This window comes from Streptomyces sp. NPDC104831, from assembly GCF_055583025.1.
This window is the reverse complement of sequence record NZ_JBVJOT010000012.1, coordinates 1-12,098: the sequence shown is the minus strand read 5'-3', so window position 1 is coordinate 12,098 and position 12,098 is coordinate 1. Positions and strand designations below refer to the sequence as shown.

The following is a 12,098-nucleotide window of genomic DNA, read 5'->3' as shown; positions in this document are numbered from 1 at the left end:
GACCCGCCGGGGCCAGGCACGCGGCGCCCCGCACCCCTGCCAGTCGCAGCCCGCGCCTCCGCAGCGGTGGCGGTGTGCCGCCCGGCGCGGACCCGCCGGAGCCGGGCAGCACGGCGCCCCGCGCCCCTGCCAGTCGCAGCCCGTGCCTCCGCAGCGGTGGCGGTGTGCCGCCCGGTGCCGACCCGTCGGAACCGGGCACGCGGCGACCCGCGCCCCTGCCAGTCGCGGCCCGCGCCTGGGAGACGCCGCGCCCCGGAAGGCTGCTCAGACCCCCGTCTCCGCCGCGATCCGGCCCGCCCGGATGCCCGCGAGGAGGTCGGCGTGGTCGGATTCGGTGCGGTCGGCGTAGGTGACGGCGAACGCGGCGACGGCCTCGTCCAGCTCCTCGTTCTTGCCGCAGTACCCGGCGATCAGCCGCGGGTCCGCGCTGTGGGAGTGGGCGCGGGCCAGCAGCGCGCCGGTCATCCGGCCGTAGTCGTCGAGCTGGTCGGCGGGCAGGGCGGCCGGGTCGACGCTGCCCTTGCGGTTGCGGAACTGGCGCACCTGGAACGGGCGGCCCTCGACGGTGGTCCAGCCGAGCAGGATGTCGCTGACGACCTGCATCCGCCGCTGGCCGAGGACCACCCGGCGGCCCTCGTGCGCCACCGGCGCCACCGGGAAACCGGCCGTGGCCAGGTGCGGGACCAGCGCGGAGGGGCGGGCCTCCTTCACCTGGAGGATCAGCGGCTCCCCGCGGTGGTCGAGCAGCAGGACGACGTAGGAGCGGGTGCCGACGCTGCCGGTGCCGACCACCCGGAAGGCCACGTCGTGCACGGCGTACCGGGCGAGCAGGGGACGCAGGTCCTCGCCGATCGTGCCGGCGTACTCCTCCAGGGCGAGGGCGACCGCGGCGGCCTCGGCGTCCGGGAGCGGGCGCAGTACCGGCGGGGCGGGCACGAACCGGCGGCCGCCGTCCGCGACGGGCTCCGTCGACTTCGCCGCGAACCGGCCGCTGGTGTTGGACCGGGCCTTCTCCGAGACCCGCTGGAGGGTGCCGAGCAGGTCGTGGGCGTCGGTGTGGGAGACCAGTTCCTCGTCCGCGATGGCGTTCCAGGCGTCGAGCACGGGCATCCTGGCGAGCAGCCGCATGGTGCGGCGGTAGGCGCCGGCCGCGTCGTGGGCCGCCGCGCGGCAGGTGTCCTCGTCGGCGCCCGTCTCCCGCCCGGCCAGCACCAGGGAGGCCGCGAGCCGCTTCAGGTCCCACTCCCAGGGGCCGTGCACGGTCTCGTCGAAGTCGTTGAGGTCGATGACGAGGTCGCCGCGGGCGTCGCCGTACAGGCCGAAGTTGGCCGCGTGCGCGTCCCCGCATATCTGGGTGCCGATCCCGGTGACGGGGGTGCGGGCCAGGTCGTACGCCATGAGTCCGGCCGATCCGCGCAGGAAGGCGAACGGCCCGGCCGCCATCCGGCCCACGCGCAGCGGCGTCAGCTCGGGGATGCGGCCGGCGCCGGACTCGCGTACCGCGGTGACCGCGTCCGGGCGGCCGGTGTCCGGGTCGAACGCGTGGTGGGCGGACCGCGGCACGCTCCGCCGCAGCGCCTTGCCCTCCCCCTTCGGCGACCTCGGGGCATCCGGCGCCCCCGGCCCGCCCGTCGACGCCCGCGGCGGCCACGGGGCGAACCCCCGCACCCGGGGCAGCCGACGCGCGCCCCGGTCCGCCGCGTCCGCCGTCCCCGCACCGCTTCCGGTCACCGCGACCGCCTCCCCCACACTGCCCGCACACCCTCGACCGAGTGCCGGTACGAACATCAGGTCGGAGAGACGGTACAGCCGGTGGCCGGAACGCATCAGCCCCGCGCGGGCGGCGAACCGCGCCCTGGGCCGGCGACGGCCGTGATCGGGGACGTGTCGAGAGAGCCGGCGCGGGTCACGCTCCTCGCGCTTCCCAGGGTCCGCGCGGGCCGGAGGGATGCGGAAACGGCGTTCCCCGTCACCCTGACCGGCGGCCGGCCCCCGGCACCGCCCTGCCCGCCGGCCGCCCCCGGCACCACGCCCGGCACCGCCCCGACCGGCTCCCGGCCCGGCCCCCGGTTCTCCGGAAAGCGCGATGGGACAATGGACGGCGGCCTCATGCGTCAGGAAGGTGTAGGCCCATGACCACCCGACCCGGTCTGCGGGAGCGGAAGAAGGCCAAGACCCGCCGCCTTCTGCGCCAGGAAGCCCTCCGCCTTTTCGTCGAGCAGGGGTACGACAACACCACCGTCGAACAGATCTGCGACGCGGCCGACATATCGCCGAGCACGTTCTTCCGTTACTTCCCGACGAAGGAGGACGTGGTCCTCACCGACGACCCCGAGGACCTCGACGCCTCCGACACCTCCGACACCTCCGACGGCCTCGACGTCCCCGGTCGGCTCACGCGGGAAACGCCCGCCGCACCCGGTCCGGCCCAGTCGCCGGCGGACGACGCGGTGCGGGCGACGCTCCACGATCTGCTCGCTCGCGGCACCGGCCGGGACCGGGACACCCTGCTGGCCCGGCTCGGGCTGGCCGCACGGGTCCGGCCCCTGCGCGCGCGGCTGTGGCAGCGGCAGGAGGCGCAGGTGGCGCACGCGGCGGCGCTGCTCGCCCGGCGCACCGGCAGGGACGAGGACGCGTACGAGGTGCGGCTGACCGCGGCCGTCCTCACCGCGGTGACTACCGAGACCCTCATGTACTGGGCGGAACGGAACGGCGAGCCCGATCTCACGACCCTCGTCACCCGGGCCCGGGAGCACCTCGGCGACCTGCGCCTGTGACCCGGCCCACCAACCGGGGCGACCGCGGCGGCCCTTGAGAGCTTCCTCACAGGAACACCGCACCGGGAAAACGAAAGTGGGCGGTCTCTGAGAGACCGCCCACTTCCGCATTGTGCGCGAGGGGGGAGTTGAACCCCCACGCCCTTGCGGGCACTGGAACCTGAATCCAGCGCGTCTGCCTATTCCGCCACCCGCGCATTGGGTGTGTCTTCCGGTTCCTTCCCTTTCGGGCTGGCCCCTTCCGACATCGAGAACATTAGCACGACGTCCGGGGTGGATTCACATCCCTTCCCGGCGGCCCCCGGGAGCCGCCTTCTCCCGGTCGGGGGCCCGCCGGACGGCCGGTGGGCACGCCCGGCCGTCCCCCGCGTCCCCCGCCCGTCCCGTCCGTCTCGGGGAGACTCGGTTCACGTATCAACCTCGTACCGGTCCCGGCCGTCTCCCCGGAAGGCGGGCCGGGCGCACAGCCGGGTGCGGGACACTGGTCTTCGCCCGCCTCTACGATCCATGGCAGCAGGACACGCCGCAGGAGTTCGAAGGGGAGGCGCTGGGGGAACCGGCTGATTGGCGGGCGCGTAGATACGATCAGTGAGCAGTACCCGGCAGTACCCCGGCAAGGCAGCGGCACACAGCAAGGCAAGACGACGGCAGGGACGGAGGAGGTGCCCCATGGGAGTCCTGAAGAAGTTCGAGCAGCGTCTCGAAGGTCTGGTGAACGGCACCTTCGCCAAGGTCTTCAAGTCCGAGGTCCAGCCCGTGGAGATCGCCGGTGCGCTCCAGCGGGAGTGCGACAACAACGCCACCATCTGGAACCGCGACCGCACCGTTGTACCCAACGACTTCATCGTGGAACTGAGCGCGCCGGACTACGAGCGCCTCAGCCCCTACTCCGGGCAGCTCGGCGACGAGCTGGCCGGCATGGTGCGCGACTACGCCAAGCAGCAGCGCTACACCTTCATGGGCCCGATCAAGGTCAACCTGGAGAAGGCCGAGGACCTGGACACCGGCCTGTACCGGGTGCGCTCGCGCACCCTCGCCTCCTCCAGCGACCAGCAGGGCCAGCAGGCCCCGTCCGCCCCGGCGCCCGGCCGGCCCGCGGCCGGCGCCCCCGGCGGCTACGGCCATCCGCAGCCCGCCCCGCCCGCCGGCGCCCCCCCGATGCCGTCCACGCCGCCGCCCGGCGCCCGCCCCGGCGGGTACGGCTATCCGCAGCCCGCCACCCAGCGGCCCGCCGCGGCCCCGATGGGCGGCGCGCGCACCCGCTACTGGATCGAGATCAACGGCACCCGCCACCAGATCTCCCGCCCGACGCTGGTGCTGGGCCGCAGCACCGACGCCGACGTGCGGATCGACGACCCCGGCGTCTCCCGCCGGCACTGCGAGATCCGGACCGGAACGCCCTCGACGATCCAGGATCTCGGCTCCACCAACGGCATCGTGGTGGACGGGCAGCACACCACCCGCGCTACGCTCCGCGACGGCTCGCGGATCGTCGTGGGCAGCACCACCGTTATCTATAGGCAAGCCGAAGGGTGAAGCGGGGGCAATGTCAGAGCTGACCCTCACGGTCATGCGGCTGGGTTTCCTGGCCGTACTGTGGCTGTTCGTGATCGTGGCCGTGCAGGTCATCCGGAGCGACCTGTTCGGTACGCGCGTCACCCAGCGCGGATCGCGTAGGGAGGCGGCCCGGCCGCAGCAGGGCGGGCGCCAGCAGGCCCGGCAACAGGCCCGGCAGCAGGCCGCGCCGCCGCCGCAGCGCGGCCAGCAGGGCGGCGGCGGCCGGCGCGGCCGCAACGCCCCCACCAAGCTGGTCGTGACCGAGGGCACGCTCACCGGCACCACCGTCGCGCTGCAGGGCCAGACCATCACCCTGGGCCGGGCGCACGACTCCACGATCGTGCTGGACGACGACTACGCCTCCAGCCGCCATGCCAGGATCTACGCGGACCAGAACGGCCAGTGGATCATCGAGGACCTCGGTTCCACCAACGGCACGTACCTGGACCGGACCCGGCTGACGACCCCCACACCGATCCCGCTGGGCGCGCCGATCCGCATCGGCAAGACCGCAATCGAGCTGCGGAAGTAGTGCTACGTCATGAATAAGCGCGAGCGGAGCGAGCACGCCGCGGCAGGCCGCCACCCGGTCTCCGGCGCGCTCCCGACCGGAGGGTGGGCAGTGTGGCTCGACACGACCGGCTGCATTCGGAGCCGACGGGCGAGGTGCGCATGAGTCTGTCACTGCGCTTCGCCGCCGGATCGCACGAGGGCATGATCCGGGGCCACAACGAGGACTCCGGCTACGCCGGCCCGCGCCTGCTGGCGATCGCCGACGGCATGGGCGGCCAGGCGGCCGGCGAGGTCGCCTCCTCCGAGGTGATCTCCACCATCGTCCCGCTCGACGACGACGTGCCCGGCTCCGACATCCTCACCTCCCTCGGCGTCGCCGTGCAGCGCGCCAACGACCAGCTGCGCGCGATGGTCCAGGAGGACCCCCAGCTGGAGGGCATGGGCACCACCCTCACCGCCCTGCTGTGGACCGGTCAGCGGCTCGGCCTCGTCCACGTCGGCGACTCGCGCGCCTATCTGCTGCGGGACGGCGTCCTCACCCAGATCACCCAGGACCACACCTGGGTGCAGCGGCTCGTCGACGAGGGCCGCATCACCGAGGAAGAGGCCACCACCCACCCGCAGCGCTCCCTGCTGATGCGCGCCCTCGGCAGCAGCGAGCACGTCGAGCCCGACCTCTCCATCCGCGAGGTCCGCGCCGGCGACCGCTATCTGATCTGCTCCGACGGCCTGTCCGGGGTGGTCTCCCACCAGACGATGGAGGAGACCCTCGCCAGCTACCAGGGCCCGCAGGAGACCGTGCAGGAGCTGATCCAGCTCGCGCTGCGCGGCGGCGGCCCCGACAACATCACCGTCATCGTGGCCGACGTGCTGGACCTGGACCAGGGCGACACCCTCGCCGGTCAGCTGTCGGACCAGCCGGTGGTGGTCGGCGCGGTCGCCGAGAACCAGCACCACACGCAGGACAACGGCATCATGCAGACCCCGGCCGGCCGCGCCGCCCACCTGGGCCGCCAGGGGCACGGCGGCGGCGAGTTCGGCCCGCCCGGCTCCGGCGACCCCGGCTACGCCCCGGCCGACGGCTTCGGCGAGTACGCCGACGACGACTTCTCCAAGCCGCGCAAGCAGCGCAGATGGCTGAAGACCTCGCTCTACGGCGCCCTCGCCCTGGCGGTGGTCGGCGGCGGTCTGTACGGCGGCTACCGCTGGACGCAGACGCAGTACTACGTCGGCGCCAAAGGGGAGCACGTCGCGCTCTACCGCGGGATCAGCCAGGACCTGGCCTGGGTGTCGCTGTCGAAGGTGGAGCGGGACCACCCCGAGATCGAACTCAAGTACCTGCCGCCGTACCAGCAGAAGCAGGTGAAGGCCACGATCGCCGAGGGCGGCCTCCAGGCGGCCCGGACGAAGGTCGACGAGCTGGCCGTACAGGCCTCCGCCTGCCGGAAGCAGGCCGAGCGCAAGGCGGCGGACGAGGCCGCGCGCAACGCCAAGAACGGCAAGGACAAGGCCGGGAGCCCCGAAGGCACCGGGAACACCGGCACCACCGGGACCACCGGGGGCGCCGGGGCCGGCGAGGGCACCGGCGGCACCACGGGAGCCGGCAACGGCACCGGCACCACCGCGGGCACGGGCACGCAGGCCGCGTTCTCCGCGGACCCCGCCGGCCCGGTCACCGCCTTCGCCGTCCACGCCTCCCTCGTCACGAAGGCGTCCCCGACCCCGAACCCGTCGGCCTCGAAGACGCCCCAGGCGTCCTCTTCGAAGTCTCCGTCCACGACCCCGTCCGCGACCCCCAGCCCCGGCCCCACTCTCTCGGAGGATGAGCAGAAGGTCGTCTCGCTGTGCGGTAAGCAGTAGGCAAGCCGTGAGAGGCCCCGTCACACGATGAGCAGTTCTACGAATACGCCGACGCATCACACGTCCACGATCGGCGCCATCGGCGCGCCGAGCCGCCGCAACACCGAGCTGGCCCTGCTGGTCTTCGCCGTGGCCATCCCGGTGTTCGCCTACGCCAACGTGGGCCTGGCCATCAGCGACCAGGTCCCGTCCGGGCTGCTCAGCTACGGCCTGGGCCTCGGTCTGCTGGCCGGCGTCGCCCATCTCGTCGTACGGAAGTTCGCGCCGTACGCGGATCCGCTGCTGCTGCCGCTGGCCACCCTGCTCAACGGGCTGGGGCTGGTCGTGATCTGGCGGCTGGACCAGTCCAAGCTGCTGCAGTCGCTCAGAGGCTTCTCACCGGCCGCGCCGCGCCAGCTGCTGTACACCGCGCTGGCCATCGCCGTGTTCGCCGTCGTGCTGGTCTTCCTGAAGGACCACCGGGTCCTGCAGCGCTACACCTACATCTCGATGTTCTGCGCCCTGGTGCTGCTCATCCTGCCGCTGGTGCCGGGCCTCGGGGCCAACATCTACGGCGCGAAGATCTGGATCCGGATCCCCGGACTGGGCTCCCTCCAGCCCGGCGAGTTCGCCAAGATCGTCCTCGCCGTCTTCTTCGCCGGGTACCTGATGGTGAAGCGGGACGCGCTGGCCCTGGCCAGCCGCCGCTTCATGGGCCTGTACCTGCCGCGCGGCCGCGACCTCGGTCCGATCCTGGTCGTCTGGGCGATCTCGATCCTGATCCTGGTCTTCGAGACGGACCTCGGCACCTCGCTGCTGTTCTTCGGAATGTTCGTCATCATGCTGTACGTCGCCACCGAGCGGACCAGCTGGATCGTCTTCGGTCTGCTGATGTCCGCGGCCGGCGCGGTCGGCGTGGCGAGCTTCGAGCCGCACATCCAGACGCGTGTGCGTGCCTGGCTCGACCCGATGCGCGAGTACGAGCTGAGCCGCCAGATCACCCATGACGGCATCCTCCACTCCGACCAGCTCCAGCAGTCCCTGTGGGCGTTCGGCTCCGGCGGCACCCTCGGCACCGGCTGGGGCCAGGGGCACTCGGACCTGATCAAGTTCGCCGCCAACTCCGACTTCGTCCTCGCCACGTTCGGCGAGGAGCTGGGCCTGGCCGGCGTCATGGCGATCCTGCTGATCTACGGCCTGATCGTGGAGCGCGGCGTGCGCACCGCCCTCGCCGCCCGCGACCCGTTCGGCAAGCTGCTCGCCATCGGCCTGTCCGGCGCCTTCGCCCTCCAGGTCTTCGTGGTGGCCGGCGGTGTCATGGGCCTCATCCCGCTGACCGGTATGACCATGCCGTTCCTGGCCTCCGGCGGTTCCTCCGTGCTGGCCAACTGGGCCCTGATCGCCATCCTGATCCGGATCAGCGACACCGCCCGCCGCCCCGCCCCGGCCCCCGCGACCAACCCCGACGCCGAGATGACCCAGGTGGTCCGCCCGTCATGAACAAGCCCCTGCGCCGGATCGCGATCTTCTGCGGCCTGCTGGTGCTGACCCTGCTGCTGCGGGACAACTGGCTCCAGTACGTCAGGGCCGACGGCCTGAAGGACGATCCGAAGAACCGTCGTGTCACGATCGCCCGCTACGCCACCCCGCGCGGCGACATCATCGTCGGCGGCGACCCGATCACCGGATCGGCCGAGTCCAGCAAGAGCGGTCTGAACGACCTGAAGTACAAGCGGACCTACAAGAACGGCCCCATGTGGGCGCCGGTCACCGGGTACGCCTCGCAGGCATTCGGCGCCACGCAGCTGGAGTCCCTCGAGGACGGCATCCTCACCGGCAACGACGACCGGCTGTTCTTCCGCAAGACCCTGGACATGATCACCGGCAAGGAGCAGCAGGGCGGCAACGTCGTCACCACGCTCAACGCGGGTGCGCAGAAGGCCGCGTTCGAGGGTCTGAAGAAGCAGGGCGGCAAGGGCGCGGTGGTCGCCCTGGAGCCCTCCACCGGCAAGATCCTGGCGCTGGCCTCCTACCCGTCGTACGACCCCTCGTCCTTCGCGGGCAACACCGACGACGACGCGGCGGCCTGGAAGAAGCTCCAGAAGAAGTACAACCCCGCCGACCCGATGCTGAACCGGGCGCTGCGCGAGACCTATCCGCCGGGCTCGACCTTCAAGGTGGTCACGGCCGCGGCGGCGCTGGAGAACGGCAAGTACACCTCGGCCGACCAGCGGACCGAGACGCCGCTGCCGTGGACCATGCCGGGCACCACGACCGAGCTGAAGAACGAGGGCAACATCCCGTGCGAGAACGCGACCATGCGGGTCGCGCTCCAGTTCTCCTGCAACACCGTCTTCGGCAAGATCGGCTCCGACCTCGGCAACGACAAGATGCTGGAGGAGGCGAAGAAGTTCGGGTTCGACTCGGAGCAGTTCACCCCGGTCCGCGCGACCGCCTCGGTGTTCTCCGACGACATGAACCAGTCGCAGACCGCGCTGTCCTCCATCGGCCAGTACAACACCGCCGCCACCCCGCTGCAGATGGCGATGGTGGCCTCGGCGGTCGCCAACGACGGCAAGCTGATGAAGCCGTACATGGTCGACGCGCTCCAGTCCCCCAACCTGGACCCGGTCGCCAAGACCGAGCCGGAGGAGCTGAGCCGGCCGCTGTCGCCGAAGAACGCGCAGATCCTCCAGGACATGATGCAGACGGTGGTCGAGAAGGGCACCGGTACGAACGCGAAGATCGACGGCGTCACGGTCGGCGGCAAGACCGGTACCGCCCAGCACGGCGTGGAGAACAGCGAGAACCCGTACGCGTGGTTCATCTCCTACGCCAAGCTGCCCGACGGCAGCTCGCCGGTGGCGGTGGCCGTGGTGATCGAGGACGAGGGCGCCAACCGCGACGACATCTCCGGTGGCGGCCTGGCCGCGCCGATCGCGAGGAACGTCATGAAGGCGGTCGTCAACTCCAAGAAGTGACCGCCGGGGCCCGGGTGAGTGACGCCGCTCACACCCTTTTCACATCGTCGCACGTTGCGATACCGGTCCCGTATCGGGTTGCGGGCTTGGCCAGGTCACACAGAGCGAGCCGGGTACGGTAGGCCCGGACGGCAGCGCCTCCGGCCGCGCACAGGGGCGCGGCCGAGACCGACGGAGAGGGCTGGTAGGTAGCTATGGAAGAGCCGCGTCGCCTCGGCGGCCGGTACGAGCTGGGCCAGGTGCTCGGCCGCGGTGGCATGGCCGAGGTCTACCTCGCGCACGACACCCGGCTCGGCCGCACCGTGGCGGTGAAGACGCTGCGCGCGGACCTCGCGCGCGACCCGTCCTTCCAGGCCCGGTTCCGCCGGGAGGCCCAGTCGGCCGCCTCGCTCAACCATCCCGCGATCGTCGCGGTCTACGACACGGGCGAGGACTACATCGACGGGGTCTCCATCCCGTACATCGTGATGGAGTACGTCGACGGCTCCACGCTGCGTGAGCTGCTGCACTCCGGCCGCAAGCTGCTGCCCGAGCGGGCGATGGAGATGACCATCGGCATCCTCCAGGGCCTGGAGTACGCGCACCGCAGCGGCATCGTCCACCGGGACATCAAGCCGGCCAACGTCATGCTGACCCGGGGCGGCCAGGTCAAGGTGATGGACTTCGGCATCGCCCGCGCCATGGGCGACGCCGGCATGACCATGACCCAGACGGCGGCGGTCATCGGCACCGCCCAGTACCTCTCCCCGGAGCAGGCCAAGGGCGAGCAGGTCGACGCCCGTTCGGACCTGTACTCGACCGGTTGCCTCCTCTACGAACTGCTGACGGTACGGCCGCCGTTCGTGGGCGACTCCCCGGTGGCCGTGGCCTACCAGCACGTCCGTGAGGAGCCCCAGCCCCCGTCGGTCTTCGACCCCGAGATCACGCCCGAGATGGACGCGATCGTCCTCAAGGCGCTGGTCAAGGACCCGAACTACCGCTACCAGTCGGCCGACGAGATGCGCGCCGACATCGAGGCGTGCCTGGACGGCCAGCCGGTCGCGGCCACGGCCGCGCTGGGCGCGGTGGGCTACGGCGGCTACCCCGACGACCACGCGACGACCGCCCTCGGCGCGGACTCGGGCGCGACCACCGTGCTTCCGCCGATGGGCCCCGACGACGGCGGCTACGGCTACGACGACCGCCCGGACCGCCGCCGGCAGCAGAAGAAGAAGTCCAGCACCGGCACGGTGCTGCTGGTGGTCGCGGGCGTGCTGGTCCTGGTCGGCGCGATCCTGATCGGCAAGTACGCGTTCCCCGGCAAGGGGGACGACACGTCCCTGCCGGCGCCGAACTTCGTGGGCCGCACCTACGCCGAGGCGCAGAAGATGGCGGTGAACTCCGACCTGAAGCTGGCCCCGCCCACCCGCAAGGAGTGCGAGGACCAGCCCAAGGGCAAGGTCTGCACCCAGGACCCGGCGTCCGGCACGGAGGTCGAGAAGGGCGACACGATCACCCTGGTGGTCTCCAGCGGCGCGCCCAAGGTCCAGGTGCCGGACGTGCGCGGGGCCCAGTTCGAGCAGGCGGAGACCCAGCTCAAGGACAAGGGCTTCGACGTCGAGAAGAAGCTGGAGGTCTCGGACCGCACGCCGGGTGTCGTGATCGACCAGACCCCGGAGCCCGGGCTGAACAAGGAGAAGGGCACCACGATCACCCTCACGGTCGCCAAGCCCGAGGAGAAGATCGCGGTCCCCGACGTCACCGGCAAGTCCTGTGACGAGGCGAAGGCCGCGCTCCAGGCCCAGGGCCTGGTGCCGTCCTGCAACGAGACCCCGGTCACCGACCCGGCCCAGGACGGCAAGGTGCAGAACACCAACCCGACGGCGGGCCAGCAGGTCGTCAAGAACACCAACGTGGTGATCAACGTCGGCAAGGCCCAGCAGCAGCAGTCGTCGGTGCCGCGCGTGGTGGGCCAGCGGGTGAAGGACGCCAAGAAGCTGCTTCAGCAGGCCGGCTTCAACAACATCCGGTTCGCGGACGGCAGTTCCGGTGACGACAACGCGTTCGTCACCCAGCAGGACCCGCAGCCGGACAGCACGGCGGACCCGAACGCGACGACGGTCACGCTGACCACGATCTCCTTCGACGGTGGTCACGGGAACGGCAACGGGAACGGCGACAACGACAACGGCAACGGCAACGGCGGGGAGACCAACTTCTTCGGCGGTCTGGGCGGCTGACGCCTCCGTACGCCGCGTGGGGGGGGGGGGGGGGGGGGGGGGGGGGGGGAGGGGGGCGGGGGGGGGGGGGGGGGGGGGGGGGGGGGGGGGGGGGGGGGGGGGGGAACCCCCCCCCCCCCCACCACCGCGATCCCGGCCGCCGAGCCGACGCGCTGGCCCGTCTGGAGGACGCCGCCGGCCGCGCCCGCCCGCTGCACGGGGACCCGGGTGAG

At 72.0% G+C, this 12,098-nt stretch carries 8 protein-coding genes and 1 tRNA gene; 7 read left to right on the top strand and 2 right to left on the bottom strand.

Translation table 11 applies throughout. The annotated features are described in order from the left end of the window. Nucleotides 1-264: 264 nt before the first annotated feature. A complete protein-coding gene (locus ACZ63H_RS11075; RefSeq protein ID WP_469863842.1) occupies nt 265-1,788 on the bottom strand; it encodes a DUF2252 domain-containing protein in 1,524 nt (507 codons plus the stop codon). 344 nt (nt 1,789-2,132) lie between these two features. On the opposite strand from ACZ63H_RS11075, the gene ACZ63H_RS11070 reads away from it, so the two are divergent. After that, complete coding sequence (locus ACZ63H_RS11070) at nt 2,133-2,777, top strand: TetR family transcriptional regulator (RefSeq protein WP_469863655.1); 645 nt, start codon at nt 2,133-2,135, stop codon at nt 2,775-2,777. Between the two features lie 113 nt (nt 2,778-2,890). Here ACZ63H_RS11070 and ACZ63H_RS11065 read toward each other — a convergent pair. Further along, nucleotides 2,891-2,974 (bottom strand) — tRNA-Leu (locus ACZ63H_RS11065). 472 nt (nt 2,975-3,446) lie between these two features. Here ACZ63H_RS11065 and ACZ63H_RS11060 point away from each other — a divergent pair. From ACZ63H_RS11060 to pknB, 6 genes are all read left to right on the top strand, one after another. Beyond that, entirely contained in the window at nt 3,447-4,313 is an 867-nt protein-coding gene (locus ACZ63H_RS11060; RefSeq protein WP_469863654.1) for an FhaA domain-containing protein, read from the top strand. A 10-nt stretch (nt 4,314-4,323) separates the two neighbouring features. Then, entirely contained in the window at nt 4,324-4,866 is a 543-nt protein-coding gene (locus ACZ63H_RS11055) for an FHA domain-containing protein FhaB/FipA (RefSeq protein WP_469863653.1), read from the top strand. Between the two features lie 140 nt (nt 4,867-5,006). Next, nucleotides 5,007-6,707 carry a Stp1/IreP family PP2C-type Ser/Thr phosphatase gene (locus ACZ63H_RS11050; RefSeq protein WP_469863651.1) on the top strand — a complete coding sequence of 567 codons (1,701 nt, stop codon included), beginning with the start codon at nt 5,007-5,009 and terminating at the stop codon, nt 6,705-6,707. A gap of 27 nt (nt 6,708-6,734) precedes the next feature. Then, nucleotides 6,735-8,186, top strand: coding sequence for an FtsW/RodA/SpoVE family cell cycle protein (locus tag ACZ63H_RS11045; protein WP_469863650.1), 1,452 nt, complete (start codon nt 6,735-6,737; stop codon nt 8,184-8,186). Beyond that, nucleotides 8,183-9,667: a peptidoglycan D,D-transpeptidase FtsI family protein gene (locus ACZ63H_RS11040; protein ID WP_469863649.1), complete on the top strand. Its 1,485-nt coding sequence runs from the start codon at nt 8,183-8,185 to the stop codon at nt 9,665-9,667. The genes ACZ63H_RS11045 and ACZ63H_RS11040 overlap by 4 nt, the downstream gene beginning before the upstream one ends. Before the next feature lie 194 nt (nt 9,668-9,861). Beyond that, entirely contained in the window at nt 9,862-11,886 is a 2,025-nt protein-coding gene (gene pknB / locus ACZ63H_RS11035) for a Stk1 family PASTA domain-containing Ser/Thr kinase (RefSeq protein ID WP_469863647.1), read from the top strand. The last annotated feature ends 212 nt before the right edge of the window (nt 11,887-12,098 follow it).

Excerpts from the sequence above, each read along its gene's own strand:
- ACZ63H_RS11075 (WP_469863842.1), bottom strand. The coding sequence starts at position 1,788 with ATGTTCGTACCGGCACTCGGTCGAGGGTGTGCGGGCAGTGTGGGGGAG.
- ACZ63H_RS11070 (WP_469863655.1), top strand. The coding sequence starts at position 2,133 with ATGACCACCCGACCCGGTCTGCGGGAGCGGAAGAAGGCCAAGACCCGC.
- pknB (WP_469863647.1), top strand. The coding sequence starts at position 9,862 with ATGGAAGAGCCGCGTCGCCTCGGCGGCCGGTACGAGCTGGGCCAGGTG.
- ACZ63H_RS11050 (WP_469863651.1), top strand. The coding sequence starts at position 5,007 with ATGAGTCTGTCACTGCGCTTCGCCGCCGGATCGCACGAGGGCATGATC.
- ACZ63H_RS11060 (WP_469863654.1), top strand. The coding sequence starts at position 3,447 with ATGGGAGTCCTGAAGAAGTTCGAGCAGCGTCTCGAAGGTCTGGTGAAC.
- ACZ63H_RS11055 (WP_469863653.1), top strand. The coding sequence starts at position 4,324 with ATGTCAGAGCTGACCCTCACGGTCATGCGGCTGGGTTTCCTGGCCGTA.
- ACZ63H_RS11040 (WP_469863649.1), top strand. The coding sequence starts at position 8,183 with ATGAACAAGCCCCTGCGCCGGATCGCGATCTTCTGCGGCCTGCTGGTG.
- ACZ63H_RS11045 (WP_469863650.1), top strand. The coding sequence starts at position 6,735 with ATGAGCAGTTCTACGAATACGCCGACGCATCACACGTCCACGATCGGC.